Origin of the sequence: Amycolatopsis pittospori, assembly GCF_013870525.1 — a bacterium.
GTDB classification, from domain to species: domain Bacteria; phylum Actinomycetota; class Actinomycetes; order Mycobacteriales; family Pseudonocardiaceae; genus Amycolatopsis; species Amycolatopsis pittospori.
Genome location: NZ_JACBXD010000055.1, coordinates 37,246 through 52,880, shown reverse-complemented (window position 1 = coordinate 52,880; position 15,635 = coordinate 37,246). Strand labels below are relative to the sequence as shown.

Below are 15,635 nucleotides of genomic sequence, written 5' to 3'. Positions count from 1 at the left end.
GCCGACCGGGACCTGGCTGTCGGGCAGCGTCGCGACGCCGCCGCGGTAGGAGACGGCCCACCGGATCACGGTGTCCACATAGGACAAAGAGTGGTTGTAGCGGTAGACGGCGACGCGCTGGGTCTGCTCGGACGTCAGGTCGACGCCGCCGGAGCACAGGTAGCGGCCGGAGCCCAGCGTCGCGTCGTAGATGTTGTTGGGGTTCGACTCGCCGTCCCCGTTGCCGTCGGAGGCGTAGCCCTTCCACGTCGACGGGATGAACTGCGTCGGCCCGACGGCGCGATCCCACACCGTGTCGCCGTCGAACTTGCCGCCGTCGGTGTCCGAGATGGCGGCGAACGGTCCGGCGCCGTTGAGCTGCGGGCCGAGGATCGGCTCCAGGGTGTTGCCCTTGGCGTCCACATAACCGCCGCGCGCGTGGTTCGACTCGATCCGCCCGATGCTGGCGATCAGCGCCCAGTCGATGTGGCAGCCGGGAAGTTCCTTCGCGAGGATGTCGGCCGCGTTGCGGTAGGCCTTCATCATGCTGGCGGGGATGCCGAGCGCGCCCGACGGCGCGAACGAGCCGCCGACGTTGCCGGTGCCGCCCGGGACGATCAGCGGATCCGGGTTGGGCGGTTCGGGGAGACTGCCGTCGACCGCGATCTCCGGAACCGTACCGGCGGGCGGCTGCCAGGGCGCGGCCTGATTCTGCGGCGCGGTGGTGTCCTTCGCCGCGGCGATCGGGGTGTCGGGACCCGCCGACGCGGTGACCGCGGGCAGGACGGCGAGCGCGCCACCGGCGAGCGCGAAGGCCGTCCGGTGCCGGGCGGACAGCCTGTCCGTCTGTCGAGGGCGGTGCTTCGGCATGTTCTCTCCCGCTAGGTCGACTCCGGGCAAAACTATCCGATACAACCGAATTTCGGGGAAGGCGCAACGAAAAACCTGTGAACCGGCCGGGATTTCGTCCTCCTGGCACAAGACCTTGGTAGTGAAGTTGTCAATTTCACGCTGAGTTCACCGAAGCGACAGCAGAATCGTCGGCCGCCTCGGGGCGTGGTCTGAACCGCGTGCAAAGACGCCTTTGCACAATCACCTTTGCACGCGGTACCTTGGTGCCATGACCGGTCCGCCGCCGCCCGAAGAGATCACCGATGCCGCCGTGCTCAAGGCGGTGATGCATCCGTTGCGCCGACGGATCATGGAGGCGCTGGGGCGAGGGCCCGCGACGGCGACGAAGCTGGCGAAGGAACTGGGGGAGAGTTCGGGCGCGACCAGCTATCACCTGCGAGAACTGGCGAAGTACAACTTCGTCGACGAGGCACCGGAACTCGCGCACGGCAAGGAGCGCTGGTGGCGGGCCAGACAGCGCGACATCCGGTGGCCGAGGCACAGCGAGCAGAGCGACGAGATGCGCGCGGTGTTCGACGAGGCGCAGCGCGCCGCCTTCACCGAGGACCTCGAGCAGATGGCGCGCTTCCTGGCGCGACGCGACGAACTGGGGGAATGGGGCGACGCGCTCGTGTTCTCCCGTGGCGCGGTGACCTTGAACCTGGCGGAACTCAAGCAGTTCTGGGAGGAGTACCTGGACCTGCTGCGCCGCTACTGGCGGCCGGAACCCGGCCCGGACGCGCGGAAGGTGTTCGTCCGCTGGACGGCGTTCCCGGATCCGGATGGGGAGGGCGAAAGGGGGAACTGAACGGGGAAACCCGGTGGGAGAGCGGCCACTCGACCACCGGTATCGCGTCACCACGCCGGACGGCGTGTCTTCACGAACGACTCCACGGACAAGGGGGAGCAGCATGCTGCTCTGGAAACGAGTCGCGGCCTTCGGCGCCGCGATGAGCCTGCTCGCGGCGGGGACCGCGACGGCCGCACAACCGCCGGACGGGGTATCCCGGTCGGACGCCACGATCCGCTATACCGAGTACGGCATCCCGCATATCGTCGCGAACGACTACGTGAACCTGGGCTTCGGACAGGGATACGCGGCGGCCAAGGACAACCTCTGCGTCATCGCCGACGTCGCCGTCACCACGCGGGCCGAGCGGTCGCGCTGGCTCGGCCCGGACGCGCCGCCGACGAGCGGGGTGAGCCAGGCGAGCACCAACCTCGCCAGCGACCTGTACTTCCAAGGTCTCAACGAAAGCGGCGCCATCGACCGGATGATCGCCGAGTCCGCGCCGCGAGGGCCGTACCGCGAGGTCCGCGAACTGATCCGCGGCTATGTCGAGGGCGTCAACAAGTACCTGCGCACCGGCGAGAACGCCGATCCGGCTTGTCGCGGTGCGGGCTGGCTGAAACCGATCACCGAACTCGACGTCTACCGGCACGCCCACGCCGTGGGGATGGTCTTCGGACAGGGCGGGGTCGCGGATTCGATCACCGCGTCGCTGCCGGTTGCCCCACCGGCGGGGCCGGGCCGGGAGCAGATGCTCGGACAGACCGGTATCGGCAGCAACGCCATCGCGATCGGTTCGGCCGCGTCGGCGAACGGACGCGGCATCTCGCTGGCCAACCCTCATCTGCCGTGGCAGATGAGCGGGACCCGGCTGTGGCAGTCGCAGGTGAGCGTGCCCGGCAAACTGAACGTCAGCGGGGCCGGTATTCCCGGCATCCCGCTGATGTGGCTGGGGCACAACGAAACCGCCGCCTGGAGTGGCACGGCCACCGACACGACCCGGACGTACACACTGTTCGACCTGAAGCTCGTGCCCGGCTCGCCGACGACGTACCTCGTCGACGGGAAGCCGGAGCAGATGCGGCGAAAGGACGTGAGTGTCCAGTCGCGTAAGGCAGACGGCTCGCTGGAGCGGATCGTTCGTCCACAGTGGACAACGAGATACGGGCCGGTGACAACGCGGCTCGGGGAACGGGAACTGCCGTGGACGGCGTCGAGCGCCTACGCGATCGCGGACGCCAACGCCGGGAACCTCGCGATGATGAACTCGATGTTCGAGATCGCGCGCGGCCGGACCGCGGGGGAGATGATCGACGCGGTCCGCAGGACCCAGGGCCTGCCGTGGATGAACATCGTCGCCACCGACGATCGCGGCCGGGCGGCGTTCAGCCAGATCCACGGGGTCCCGCACGTCACCGACGAGAAGGCGGCGCGCTGCAACACCGTGCTGGGCAAGGAACTGTTCGAGGCCGACGGACTCGCCGTACTCGACGGCTCCAGGACGGCGTGCGCTTGGGGTCGTGACCGGGACGCGCTGCGGTCCGGCGTCTTCGGGCCGTCGAGCCTGCCGACCCTGAATCGCGACGACTACCTCGCGAACTCGAACGACAGCTATTGGCTCTTCAACCCGGCGAAGCCGCAGACCGGCTTCCCCCGGATCGTGGGTCCGGTTCGCAACGAACAGAACTTGCGGACGCGTGGCGGCTTCACCGAGATCGCCGACCAGCTGGCGAAGGGTGGCTTCACCGGACAAGCGATGCGGGACCTGATGTTCTCGCACCGCGACCACGCGGCCGAACTCGTGCGGACCGACGTCGTCGGGATGTGCCGCACCATGCCGGGCTTGGACGCCGCATGCGCCGCGCTGGCGGGCTGGGACGGGCGTTCCGACGCCGACAGCCGGGGCGCGCTGCTGTTCGACCGGTTCTGGTCCACAGTGGACCGGATGGGCCCAGAGGTGTGGAAGGTTCCCTTCGACGTCAAGGATCCCGTCAACACGCCGAACACCCTCGACGTCGGGAACGCGGCCATCAGGAAGGCGCTCACCGACGCGGTGGCGGAGTTGGCCGCGGCGAAGATCCCGCTCGACGCGCCGTACGGCGACAATCACTTCGTCGTCCGCAACGGCGAGAAGATCCCGCTCGGCGGGGGAACGGCCGGGCGTGGTGTCTACGACTCCCTCGGCGGGGCTTGGGATCCGGCGGCCGGGTACACGGAGTTCCTCCACGGCGGGACGTACCTGCATGTCGTGGCGTTCGACGGGACGGGCTGCCCGGACACGACGACGTTGCTGACCTACTCGCAGTCCGCGAACCCGAAATCGGCGCACTACAGTGACCAGACCAAGCTGTACTCGCGCAAGCAATGGGTCACCGAACGGTACTGCGAGAAGGACATCCTCGCGTCGCCGTCGCTCGAGGTGGTCCGGGTGAGCAGGCGATGATCGGCGTGCTGCTCGCGGCCGTCATGGCGGTCTCGTCACCCGCCCCCGCCGCGGCGCCGGCCGGGGAGGTGTCGTTCACCAGTCACGGTGTGACCTTGCACGGAACGGTGGTCGCCCCCGAAGGCGGCGGCCCCGCACCCGGGATCGTCATGGTGCACGGTTCGGGCGAACACGACCGGGACGACTACCGCGTCGAAGCCGAGGCCTTCGCCAAAGCGGGGATCGCGACGCTGATCTACGACAAGCGGACCGAAGGCTATTCGCTGTTCGAACGGGACTACGCGGTCCTCGCCGACGACGCGCTCGCCGCGGTCCAGGCCCTGCGTTCGCATCCCGGGGTGGATCCCGCCCGGGTCGGGGTGTGGGGACTGAGCGAGGGCGGCTGGGTGGCGCCGTTGGCCGCGTCGAAGTCGAAGGACGTCGCGTTCGTGGTCACCGTCGGCGCCAACGGGGTCTCACCGGATCGCCAGCAGGCGTGGGCGTTCGAGACCTATCTGCGGCGAGGCGGTGTCACCGGGTCGATGGTCGACATGGTCGCGTCGACGAACATGCGGACCCTCGTGGGCGCCGGCGCGTTTCCCGAGGCCGGATACGATCCGGTGCCGACCTTGGAGAAGGTGCGGCAACCGGTGCTCGGGTTGTGGGGAGAACTCGACCGGCTCACCCCACCCGGCGAAGCCGTGCGGATCTTCCGGGAAACGCTGGAGCGAACGGGAAACCGGCAGTACACGCTGAAGGTGTTCCCGCAGGCCCAGCACGGACTCCGGCGGACCACCGACGGTTTCGACAAGCTCGACGGCTTCGCGCCCGGCTATCTCGATCTGGTCGGGACGTGGGTCACCGGGCTGAAGGACGGACCGGTCCGGCCGTTCTCGGATCCGCCACCGAAGCAGGTCAGTGAGAGTGTCGCGCCGGCCCCGCTGTCCTGGTACGAGGCGCCGTGGCTGCAGATCGGCGTGTGGGCGTTGGCCTTGCTGGCGTTCGCGGCCTATCCGGTGACGGCGATGTTCCGCCGTCGAAAGGACGTGCCGCTCGCCCGGCCCGCGCGCTGGCTGGCGTCGGCCGGTCTGCTCGGCACGGCGGGATTCCTGGTGTACTACATCGCTTTGACCACGGGTGCGGCTCAGGCGCCGGGGCCGGTCCTCTTCGGACGGACGCTGCCGTGGCTGGCGTTGCAGCTGATCGCGGTCGGCGTCGTCGTGGCCGGTGTGCTGACCGCTGTTTCGTGGTGGCGACGGCGGAACGACGGCGGCGGGGGAGTCCGGGTCGGAGTGCTCCTGGCCGGCGTCGTCCTGTTCGTTCCGTGGGCCGTCCACTGGGGACTGCTGATTCCGTGAAAGAGCCTGGGTGCCGGGCGGCCACCCGGCACCCAGGCGAACGGAAGCCGCGTCACCACGCCCGAGAGCGTGTCTTCACGAACGGACCTCCGCGACCGAAGATACTCAGGACCTCGGCGTCACGGCGAACCGGCGCAGTTCCAGCGCCGGGTTCTTGGCCCGCACCTCGGAGATCCGCTCGGCGGTGAGTTCACCGACGGCGGTCCCCGTGCGTTCGCCGAGCGAGGCGAGCACGACCCCCATCGGGTCGACGATCATGCTGTGTCCCGAACCCGCGGGCGCCGCCTGGCCGGCCGCGACCAGATAGATCGTGTTCTCGATCGCCCGCGCCCGGACCAGTGTCGTCCAGTGGTCCTCCTTGAGCGGGCCGGGCATCCACTCGGCGGGCAGCAGCACCGCGTCCGCACCCGCGTCGACCAGGCGGCGGGTGACCTCCGGGAACCTCAGGTCGTAACAGGTCTGGAGACCGAAGACGATCCCGTCGGCCTCGAACGTCTCCGGCGCTTCGATGTCGCCAGGGCGGACCAATTCCGATTCGCGGAAACCGAAGGCGTCGTACAGGTGCAGCTTGCGGTAGAGCGCGGCGATCGCGCCGTCGGGACCGGCCGCGACGAGCGTGTTCGAGATCCGTTCGCCGCCGGGGAGCGCCTCGTTGATGCCTGCGACGACGGTGATCTGGCGGTCTTTGGCGAGCCCGCGCAGTTCGGTGACGAACGGGCCGTCGAGCTCTTCCGCCGAGGTCACGAATTCCCGGCTCATCGTCGGTACGGTGAACAGTGAGTATTCGGGCAGCACGACGACCCGCGCGCCGCGGTCGGCCGCTTCACCGACGAGGGAGGCGACGCGTGCGAGGTTGGCCTGTTTGTCGTTGCCGGGCGCGAACTGCGCCACCGCGACGTGCACCATGGGACCCCTTCCGATACGTGGAACTCTTGTATACATGATGGATACTTGGCTGGTCCAGGTGTAGGCTCGGTCGCGGAAAGTAACGGCATAGAGGGGGATCGAGATGACTGTGACCGCCGAAGGGGGCGGCCCGGCGCGCGAGCGGGTCTATACGTGGCTGCGCGACGGGATCATCTCGGGAGAGCTGGAAGGCGGCCGTTTCCTCGACGAGATGTGGGTTTCCGGTGTCGTGGGCGTGTCGAGGACGCCGGTACGCGAGGCCTTCCACCGGCTGGCCGCCGAACGGTTCATCAGCCTGCTGCCGCGCAAGGGCGCCCAGGTGCGCACCGTCACCGCGCGGGAACTGGAAGAGGTCTACCAGAGCAGGCGGCTCATCGAGGGGCACGCCATCGCGACCCTGTGCGCGAACCACGCAGGAGCGCCCGCCGAACTGCCGGAACTGATCGACGGGATGGTGCGCGCCGGAGCCGACCGCGACTGGTTCGGCGTCTCGGGGTTCGACCGGCGCTTCCACCGCGCCATCGTGAACGCCGCGGGCAACACCGTCCTGACCGAGTTGTACGACACGCTCCGTTCGCGCCAGCAACGCGTCACCGTGCGCGCGCTGGAGGCGAGGCCGGAACGGCTGACGGTGATCAACGACGAACACCGGGCGCTGGTCGCGGCCCTCGACGCCCACGACGTGAAAGAGGCGTCACGGTTGCTGGAGCAGCATTTGCGCCCGGTGTCCGAGGTGATGTCGGCGCTGCCTCAGGAGGGCTGACCCGGCTGGTCGTGCGTCGAGCAGTGGATGCCGCCGCCGCCCGAGGCGATGGTCGCGATCTTCACCGGCACGATCTCGCGGCCCGGGAACTGTTCGCGCAGGATCTGCCGCGCGCGGTCGTCCGCCGCCGCGTCGCCGAATTTCGGGACGAACACGGATTTGTTGGCGACGTAGAAATTGGCGTACGAGATGACGCTGTCCTCGCCGTAGCCTTCGACCGCGTCGGGATCCGGCTGAACGAGGTCGATGACCTGGATCGGCTTGCCGTCGGCGCCGGTGGCGTTCGCGAGCACCTCCCGGGCCTGATCCGCCGCACGCGACCATGAGTCGGGCGGAGTGCCGGGCGCGGCCTTGTCGAGGAGGACGACCCCGGGAGCGGTGAACCGCGCGAGGCAGTCGACGTGGGCGTCGGTGATGTCCTCGCCGCGTACGCCGGCGAACCAGATCACCTTCTGGACGCCGAGCGCCTTCTTCAGCTCGTCTTCGATCTCCTGGCGGCTCTTGCCCTTGTTGCGATTGTCGTTGACCAGCGAGCTTTCGGTGACCATCAGCGTGCCCACGCCGTCGGTCTCGAACGAGCCGCCCTCGGCCGTGATCCAGGTCTCGGTGCGGGACAGGCCGTACCTGCCGAGTACCGCGCGGGCGACGGCGGCGTCCTTGTCGTGCGGCTTCTGCTTGCCGCCCCAGCCGCTGAAGTTGAAGTCGACACCCGCGACCTTGCCCGCTTCCTCGACGAACACCGGCACGGTGTCGCGTGCCCACAGATCGTCTACCGGGATCGGGACGACCTCGACGGCGTCGCCGCAAGCCTCCTGCGCCGCGTCGGCGTGCTCGGGGCGGGCGAGCAGGACGACCGGTTCGTAGCCGGCGATCGCGCGCGCCAGGCCGGCGATCTCTTCGCGGACGGCGGGCAGATCCTCCGCCCAGATCGACGTCGAAGCCGGCCAGGACAGGAAAGTGCGCGCGTGGCTTTCCCATTCCGCGCCCAGCCTGCGAGTGGTGGCGAGCTGTGCCGGAGCGACGGGTGCGGGCGCGGCTGGGTTCCCAGAGCACGCCGCACTCGAAACAGTGGCCGCGCCGATCCCCATCAGGGCGCGCAGGGCCGTGCGGCGTGGAAGGAACGAATCGAACACGGATGACTCCTTGGATCGGGCGGTGGAGTCAGGATAGCATCCTGACTGAAAATTCAGTCAGGATGCTATCGCTAGGGTGAATCCCCGTGGTCGAACGTCAGCAGAAGATCTTGGAAGCGGCCGTGCGGGTGATCGCGCACAGCGGGGTGCGGGGCCTGCGTGTCGAGAAGATCGCGGCCGAGGCCGGGATCTCCACCTCGCTGATCTACTACCACTTCGGCAACCGCGCCGGACTGCTGCGCAAGACGCTGGAGTTCGTCAGCGATCGCGCCGCGGCCTACACGGAGGAAGCGGCCGCCGGGGCCGAGGATCCGCGTGCCGAACTGGAACTCCTGCTGTTCGGCGAACTCCAGGACACCCGGACGGTGCGCGAGAACAGCACCGCCTGGGGAGAACTGCGGGCCAGCGCCGTCTTCACCCCCGAACTGCGCGAGCCGCTGGGCGAGGCGACCCGGATCTGGGTCGGCGAGGTCGCCGCGGTGATCCGGCGCGCCGGCCCCGAGGCGGACGCCTTCGCCGCCGCGGAACGACTCACCGGCCTCGTCGAAGGGCTCAGCGAGCGGTGGCTCTCGGGTTCTCTGGAATTGGCGAGAGTGCGGGAACTTCTCGGCGGGGCCATCGCGCTGGAGCTGGACGGGCCATGATGGACCGGACGGGAAGGGGACCCGGATGGGACTCGAAAAAGTGGTCGGCGCCATGCGCGACAACCTCGCCGCGAGACGCGTCTACGGGGAGGCGGTCGAGCGCGACGGCGTCGTGGTGATCCCGGCCGCGAGCGTGATCGGCGGCGGGGGCGGCGGACACGGCACCGAACAGGGCAAGGAAGGCGAGGGCGGCGGCTTCATGCTGGGGGCGCGGCCGGTCGGCGCGTTCGTCGTCAAGGGCGGCGACGTGCGGTGGGTGCCTGTGGTGGACGTGACCTTCCTCGGTGCGGTCTTCGCCCTCGCGATCGCGGCGATCCACAAGGCCCGGCGCCGGAAGAGCTGATCGCCCCGGCGCGCACGGGCGACTTTCGGGCTATTTTCGCTGCATGGCGAAAAGCTCGGCGGTGGAGATCGAGGTCGGCGACCGGACGGTGCGCGTCTCGAACCCGGATCGCGTCTACTTCCCGGCGCGAGGCGAGACCAAGCTCGACCTCGTGAACTACTACCTCGCCGTCGGCGACGGGATCGTGCGGGCACTGCGAGAACGGCCGTGCATGCTGCACCGGTTCCCGTCCGGCGTCGCGGGGGAGAAGGTCCACCAGAAGCGCGTCCCGAACGGCGCCCCGGACTGGCTGCAGACGGTCCGCGTCGACTTCCCCTCGGGAAGGCACGCCTACGAAGTGTGCGTCACCCATCCCGCCGACGTGATCTGGGCGGTGCAGATGTCGACGGTCGAATTCCACCCGTGGAACTCCCGCCGCGCCGACACCGAACGGCCCGACGAATGGCGGATCGACCTCGACCCGATGCCGGACTGTCCTTTCTCGACGGTCCGGAAGGTGGCGCGGACGGTCCAGGAGATCCTGGACGAGCTCGGCATCACCGGCTGGCCGAAGACCTCCGGCGGCCACGGCCTGCACGTCTACGTCCGGATCGAGCCGAGGTGGGGCTTCCAGGAGGTGCGCCGGGCGGCACTCGCCTTCGCGCGCGAGGTCGAGCGCCGGATGCCCGACGAGGTCACCACCACCTGGTGGCGCAAGGACCGCGACCCGTCGAAGCTGTTCGTGGACTACAACCAGAACGCCCGCGACCACACCATCGCCAGCGCGTACTCGGTCCGCGGCGTCCCTGAAGCCGTCGTCTCGACCCCGATCACCTGGGCCGAGATCGACGACGTCGAGCCGCGCGAATTCACCATCGCCACCGTGCCCGCGCGCTTCGCCGACCTCGGCGACCTGCACGCGGGCATCGACGACACGGCGTACTCCCTCGACACACTCCTGGAGTGGGCCGACCGCGACGGCCTCGACGCCGAGGCCTGACCTCCCGCCCGCATTCAGAGGACTAAATGCGGGCGGGCCGTCAAACGACAGCGGAGACGAGGCTGGCGGTCGTCGCACAGGACGTGAGTAGCGGCAAGCGGGGCCGGGAGACCTGACGGACGTCTTCGGCGGTGCCTTGTCCACGACTGGAGCCGATTTGCTGGAACTCGTACCGCCGGGCATCGGCCTGATGGTCGACCCTGATGACGATCACCGGTTTCCCGTCTCATCACGCGTGGCGCCCCCGGATGTCGTCGCCAGAGCATGGGCGCAGGCAGTGAGAAGGCCACCGCGTCTTGTCCATCGTCACGCCGAGGGTCTTTCTGCAACCCGTGGTCGCGCAGTCCGACTTGTCAGGCTTTAAAACTGAGCCGGGGTTCGGCCGTGGAGAAAATCCGAACGTGACCCCAGTCGCCGGAGATTTCGTAGTAGCCGTCGTGGTATTGGAAGCTGTCGATGTTTCCGAGGTCTTCCTCGCCGGTGGCGTCGCGGTAGGTCTGGGTTGACCGCGTTATCCATTCGGTTTTCGTCGCGTCGGAAATGGTGAGCACGGCGTCCACGTAGCAGTGCTGTTCGTCCGCCTGCGGCTCGTGGTAGCGCGGATGCGAGGGAGTGAGGACAAGGTCCAGCGTGAATGCCAGGGAGGCGGGGGCTTCTTCGATAGCGAGGACGTAGCTGTCTTCGAGGAAGACGTGTGCGAGATCGGCGAAGTCGGTGTAGTTCTTCATACGCTCATTGGTCCCAGGTGATCGGTGTGTGGTTGCCGGGGCTCTTCCTGCTCACCGGATTGCCGTGTGGGTCGGTGCGGACCCCGTCCTCGTTGCGCAGCTCGACGTGGGGGTTCTCGCTGCCCGGAGTCCGGCCGCTGCCCTCCTTGATGGTCATTCGGACGATGCCGCTGTCATCGACATACTTCGCCGGTCCGGTCGGGGTTTGCTGCTTCTGCCACCCCTGCGCATCGGCATACCGTGCCAGATCAGACGCCTTCGGCGGTGCACCGTTCGGGTCGAAGTACTCGGATAGCTGTGCCTTGACAGGAGGTGCCCCGCCCGCGTCTGGTTTCTCTCCGGCACGGGCGTTCTTGAGGAATTTGGCTGCCGCCCCACCGAGGAGCAGGCCACCGACGATCTGGCCGGTCGCCCTGCCCGGGTGATCGGTCCAGTCGTTCCAGCCGATGAGTTGCTTGCCGAACTCCACCGGGTGCGTGACGTTGTGCCACGCCGCCGAGGCGATATCGGTAATCCCGTCATGATCGGGGTTACCGGGGTCCCCTATGGCGTAGACGAGATTCCATATCCCCTCGGCAGAACCTGAAAAGGCGTTCCAGGCGCCCTCGCCGAAGTCGGCGACGAAACCGCCTACGTCGTCGAGCCAGTCCGAGGCCGTCGGCGCACCGCCGGCCTCGTCGGAGATGGTCGCCGCCGCGCGATCTCCGGCTTCAGTGAGTTGCTGGTGCGCGCGGTCGAGGGTGTCCCGTGCCGCTTGCCGGATTGCTTCGCCAGGATCGGAGAACGGTGCGACGGCGACGCGTGTCGGGTCGCCATTCGCCGCACGTTGCTGGTTCTGGGCGTCGGCGTTGGCGACGTTGCGGTCATGTTGGGCCTTCGCGTCGGCAGTCGTTGCCTGACCCTGGTCCCACATGCGGATAGCGTCGCCGGCCTGCCCTTGTGCCCACCGCAAGGTCTGAGCATAGGCAGACAGCCCTTCAGCTACAGCGACGAACGAATCGGACGCGGAAAGCCACTTAGGCGGCTCATAACTGAACTTGTCGTGGAACTTCTTCGCCGCTGGACCGGTCCACGAGCCGGTATCGATCCGGCGGAGGCCGTCACCAACCTGCCCGGTTGCCTCGCGCCGCCCGTGCAGGACGCGAGAGTTCTCTTCGATCGCGTCCGGATCTCCCGGTATCAGGGCACGCGGATCCGATGTCTCACCAAGTTCAGCCATCAGTCCTCAACCGCCGCCTCACCGGGGTCCACGCGCAGTTTCTCTGCCGCAGCCGCATCGGTGCCGCGGTAAGCCTCGGCGACGTGCTTCAGGCAGTCGCCGATGACTTCGGCATCCTCTGTCAGCGTGTCGAGTCCCTGACTCCATCGCGCGCAGTAGTCCGCAAGAGCGCTGTGCACGCCGGAATGACCATAGAGGGCAGCGTCGCCACACAGACCTCGCAGTGCGAAGGATTGCTGGTCGTGGACGCTTTGGGCGATGCCTTTCGCCGCGCCTTCAAGAACCTCGATGTCAACGTGGAAGCCTGGTCCGTCCAAGCTCACCGCACGCGCTCCTGCTGTTCGGTGTGCGAGACGGCGTCCGGTCCGCCTGCCTTACTCGAGTGGTGCTCGTTTCGGCGGCGGACCGCTGCGAGAATCTTGGGCGGCACCATCCGAGTCAGAATGGGCGTCCGGTGGTCGTCGTCTGGGTCCAACATCACGCCGACGCCGACCGGTAGCTGTTCTAGAAGATCGGCGCCGGTGGTCGCGTACAGGTCGCAGTCTCCGTAGTGCGCGGCGAGCCGTTGCGGAGTGGAGAACACGAACGTCCACGTCCCGCGCCCTTCGACCTCGACCACCTCGACACCTGGCCGAGCAGGCCGGCGGCCACACACCGTGGCTCGGGCAAAGACCAGATCGAACTCGTCAATGCTTCGTCTCCCCGACCGGACCGCCTGCGCGCACGCGGCCAGGACAGCCTCGTCGCCTCCTGAAACCCCCTCCATCATGCCCGCAAGCGTACAGCGAACAGCAAGCAAGCGGTCACTGCTCGTGACTACTGTGGCGGGCTCGTACCGCCTGATGCTCTAGCTCCGACGAAACGCGCGAGAACACCAAATGACCTGGTCAAGTCCGCTCCGAGAGCTGGAATGCCCTTAGCAGCCGACGGGGAACGCGCAGGTTTCAGCCTCTGACCAGACAAAATGGCATGCCAGGCTCAGGTGGACGCCGTGAAGGCCTCCTTCCCTACCCTCACGGTAGGCAAGGAGGCCTTCACGGACTTACCGCCTAGAGACCGGCCGCATTTAGAGGACTAAATGCGGGCGGGTTACTTGCCGACGTAGGCCGCCAGGTGTTCGCCGGTGAGGGTCGAGCCGGCGGCGACGAGGTCCGAGGGGGTGCCCTCGAAGACGATCTTGCCGCCGTCGTGGCCGGCACCGGGGCCGAGGTCGATGATCCAGTCGGCGTGCGCCATGACCGCCTGGTGGTGCTCGATCACGATCACGGACTTGCCGGCGTCGACGAGCCGGTCCAGCAGGCCGAGCAGGTTCTCGACGTCGGCGAGGTGCAGGCCGGTGGTGGGCTCGTCGAGGACGTAGACGCCGCCCTTGTCACCCATATGCGTGGCGAGCTTCAGCCGCTGCCGCTCGCCGCCGGAAAGCGTGGTGAGCGGCTGGCCGAGGCTGAGATAACCGAGTCCGACGTCCTTGAGCCTGCTGAGGATCGCGTGCGCGGCGGGGATACGGCCGTCGCCCTCGCCGAAGAACTCCTCGGCCTCGGACACCGGCATCTCCAGCACTTCGCTGATGTTCTTGCCGCCGAAGGTGTACTCCAGCACCGACGCCTGGAACCGCTTGCCGTCGCACTCCTCGCAGGTGGTCGCGGTGCCCGCCATGATGCCGAGATCGGTGTAGATGACGCCGGCGCCGTTGCAGTTCGGGCAGGCGCCTTCGGAGTTGGCGCTGAACAGGGCCGGCTTCACGCCGTTGGCCTTGGCGAACGCCTTGCGGATCGGTTCGAGCATGCTCGTGTAGGTCGCCGGGTTGCTGCGCCGCGAGCCGCGGATGGGTGTCTGGTCGACCGACACCACACCCTCGTCGGCCGGGATGGAGCCGTGGATCAGGGAGCTCTTTCCGGAGCCCGCGACACCGGTGACGACGCAGAGGACGCCGAGTGGGACGTCGACGTTCACCTTCCGCAGGTTGTGGCGGTCCGCGCCGCGGATCTGCAGTTTGCCGGTCGGCTTGCGGACGCTGTCCTTGAGCGACGCCCGGTCGTCGAGGTGACGGCCGGTGCTGGTGTCGCTTTCGCGGAGGTCCTCGACGGTGCCTTCGAAGCAGATCGTGCCGCCCGCCGTACCGGCGCCGGGGCCGAGGTCGACGACGTGGTCGGCGATGGCGATGGTCTCCGGTTTGTGCTCGACGACCAGCACCGTGTTGCCCTTGTCCCGCAACTGCAGCAGCAGGTTGTTCATCCGCTGGATGTCGTGCGGGTGCAGACCGATGGTGGGCTCGTCGAAGACGTACGTGACGTCGGTGAGCGACGACCCGAGGTGGCGGATCATCTTGGTGCGCTGCGCCTCACCACCCGAGAGCGTGCCGGACGGCCGGTCGAGCGAGAGGTAGCCGAGCCCGATGTCGACGAACGAGTCGAGGGTGTGCAGAAGCTTCTCCAGCAGCGGCGCGACCGACGGTTCCTTGAGCCCGCGGACCCAGTCGGCGAGGTCGCTGATCTGCATCGAGCAGGCGTCGGCGATGTTGATCCGCTTGATCTTCGAAGACCGCGTGAGCTCGCTGAGCCGGGTGCCGTCGCATTCGGGGCAGGTGGTGAAGGTGACCGCGCGGTCGACGAACGCGCGGATATGCGGCTGCATCGACTCCCTGTCCTTGGACAGGAACGACTTCTGGATCGTGGGGATCAAGCCCGAGTAGGTCAGGTTGATACCGTCGATCTTGAGTTTGACCGGCTCCCGGTAGAGCAGGTCGTCCATCTGCTTCTTGGTGAACTTCTTGATCGGCTTGTCGGGGTCGAAGAACCCGCAGCCGCGGAGGATGCGGCCGAACCAGCCCTCCATCGAGAAACCGGGGACCGAGAGCGCGCCCTCGTTGAGCGACTTGGTGTCGTCGTACAGCGCGGTGAGGTCGATGTCGTTGATCTTGCCCCGGCCTTCGCAGCGCGAGCACATGCCGCCGGTGACGCTGAACTCGCGGCGTTCCTTCGTGGTCCGCCCGCCCTTCTCCATGGTCACGGCGCCGGCCCCGCTGATCGAGGCGACGTTGAAGGAGTAGGCCTGCGGAGAGCCGATGTGCGGCTTCGCGATCCGGCTGAACAGGATGCGCAGCATCGCGTGGGCGTCGGTGGCGGTGCCGACCGTCGAGCGCGGGTCGGAGCCCATCCGCTGCTGGTCGACGATGATCGCGGTGGTCAGGCCGTCGAGGACGTCGACCTCGGGCCGGGCCAGCGTCGGCATGAAGCCCTGCACGAAGGTGCTGTAGGTCTCGTTGATCAGCCGCTGCGATTCGGCCGCGATGGTGTCGAAGACGAGGGAGCTCTTGCCCGAGCCGGAGACGCCGGTGAACACCGTCAGGCGTCGCTTCGGAAGCTCGACGGCGACGTTCTTGAGGTTGTTCTCGTTCGCGCCCAGGACCCGGATCAGGTCATGGCTGTCGGCGGGGTGTTCCTCGGGCGGCTGCGGCCTCGTGGTCTTGCGCATCGTGTC

Annotated in this window: 15 protein-coding genes; 7 read left to right on the top strand and 8 right to left on the bottom strand. The window is 68.0% G+C overall.

All coding sequences use genetic code 11. The annotated features are described in order from the left end of the window. On the bottom strand, positions 1–849 hold an 849-nt coding region (locus tag H5J31_RS26950; protein WP_181775444.1), incomplete at its 3' end, for a lytic transglycosylase domain-containing protein. 250 nt (positions 850–1,099) lie between these two features. Here H5J31_RS26950 and H5J31_RS26945 point away from each other — a divergent pair. The 3 genes from H5J31_RS26945 (at position 1,100) to H5J31_RS26935 (ending at position 5,440) form a co-directional block, all read left to right on the top strand. Continuing rightward, a complete protein-coding gene (locus tag H5J31_RS26945) occupies positions 1,100–1,678 on the top strand; it encodes an ArsR/SmtB family transcription factor (protein WP_181775443.1) in 579 nt (192 codons plus the stop codon). Between the two features lie 103 nt (positions 1,679–1,781). Continuing rightward, on the top strand, positions 1,782–4,103 hold the full coding sequence (locus H5J31_RS26940) for a penicillin acylase family protein (protein ID WP_181775442.1): 2,322 nt from the start codon (positions 1,782–1,784) through the stop codon (positions 4,101–4,103). Further along, the gene (locus H5J31_RS26935) at positions 4,100–5,440 is read left to right on the top strand and encodes an alpha/beta hydrolase family protein (RefSeq protein WP_181775441.1); all 1,341 of its coding nucleotides are present in this window, start codon (positions 4,100–4,102) and stop codon (positions 5,438–5,440) included. Before H5J31_RS26940 ends, H5J31_RS26935 begins: the two co-directional genes overlap by 4 nt. 105 nt (positions 5,441–5,545) lie before the next feature. On the opposite strand, the gene H5J31_RS26930 is transcribed toward H5J31_RS26935, so the two are convergent. Next, the gene (locus H5J31_RS26930; protein ID WP_181775440.1) at positions 5,546–6,346 is read right to left on the bottom strand and encodes a carbon-nitrogen hydrolase family protein; all 801 of its coding nucleotides are present in this window, start codon (positions 6,344–6,346) and stop codon (positions 5,546–5,548) included. Between the two features lie 103 nt (positions 6,347–6,449). On the opposite strand from H5J31_RS26930, the gene H5J31_RS26925 reads away from it, so the two are divergent. After that, positions 6,450–7,109 (top strand): GntR family transcriptional regulator, encoded by a 660-nt coding sequence (locus H5J31_RS26925; protein WP_181775439.1) that lies wholly within the window; start codon positions 6,450–6,452, stop codon positions 7,107–7,109. On the opposite strand, the gene H5J31_RS26920 is transcribed toward H5J31_RS26925, so the two are convergent. Beyond that, positions 7,097–8,242 (bottom strand): agmatine deiminase family protein, encoded by a 1,146-nt coding sequence (locus H5J31_RS26920; RefSeq protein WP_181775438.1) that lies wholly within the window; start codon positions 8,240–8,242, stop codon positions 7,097–7,099. The two genes, H5J31_RS26925 and H5J31_RS26920, sit on opposite strands and share 13 nt — an antisense overlap. A gap of 86 nt (positions 8,243–8,328) precedes the next feature. On the opposite strand from H5J31_RS26920, the gene H5J31_RS26915 reads away from it, so the two are divergent. The 3 genes from H5J31_RS26915 to ligD are packed head-to-tail and all read left to right on the top strand — an operon-like array spanning position 8,329 to position 10,208. Continuing rightward, a complete protein-coding gene (locus H5J31_RS26915; RefSeq protein WP_181775437.1) occupies positions 8,329–8,886 on the top strand; it encodes a TetR/AcrR family transcriptional regulator in 558 nt (185 codons plus the stop codon). A 25-nt stretch (positions 8,887–8,911) separates the two neighbouring features. Continuing rightward, on the top strand, positions 8,912–9,229 hold the full coding sequence (locus tag H5J31_RS26910) for a sporulation protein (protein WP_181775436.1): 318 nt from the start codon (positions 8,912–8,914) through the stop codon (positions 9,227–9,229). Positions 9,230–9,272: 43 nt separating this feature from the next. Next, complete coding sequence (gene ligD, locus H5J31_RS26905) at positions 9,273–10,208, top strand: non-homologous end-joining DNA ligase (RefSeq protein ID WP_181775435.1); 936 nt, start codon at positions 9,273–9,275, stop codon at positions 10,206–10,208. 353 nt (positions 10,209–10,561) lie between these two features. Here ligD and H5J31_RS26900 read toward each other — a convergent pair whose 3' ends face one another. The 5 genes from H5J31_RS26900 to H5J31_RS26880 all read right to left on the bottom strand — a co-directional run bounded on the left by H5J31_RS26900 (position 10,562) and on the right by H5J31_RS26880 (position 15,629). Beyond that, the gene (locus H5J31_RS26900; protein WP_181775434.1) at positions 10,562–10,936 is read right to left on the bottom strand and encodes a hypothetical protein; all 375 of its coding nucleotides are present in this window, start codon (positions 10,934–10,936) and stop codon (positions 10,562–10,564) included. Positions 10,937–10,940: 4 nt separating this feature from the next. Then, positions 10,941–12,155, bottom strand: coding sequence for a putative T7SS-secreted protein (locus H5J31_RS26895; protein ID WP_181775433.1), 1,215 nt, complete (start codon positions 12,153–12,155; stop codon positions 10,941–10,943). Next, positions 12,155–12,478: a hypothetical protein gene (locus H5J31_RS26890; protein ID WP_328701620.1), complete on the bottom strand. Its 324-nt coding sequence runs from the start codon at positions 12,476–12,478 to the stop codon at positions 12,155–12,157. The genes H5J31_RS26895 and H5J31_RS26890 overlap by 1 nt, the downstream gene beginning before the upstream one ends. Then, positions 12,475–12,924, bottom strand: a complete 450-nt coding sequence (locus H5J31_RS26885; protein ID WP_181775432.1) for a hypothetical protein — start codon at positions 12,922–12,924, stop codon at positions 12,475–12,477. The genes H5J31_RS26890 and H5J31_RS26885 overlap by 4 nt, the downstream gene beginning before the upstream one ends. Before the next feature lie 320 nt (positions 12,925–13,244). Further along, positions 13,245–15,629, bottom strand: coding sequence for an ATP-binding cassette domain-containing protein (locus H5J31_RS26880; RefSeq protein ID WP_181775431.1), 2,385 nt, complete (start codon positions 15,627–15,629; stop codon positions 13,245–13,247). Positions 15,630–15,635: the final 6 nt, after the last annotated feature.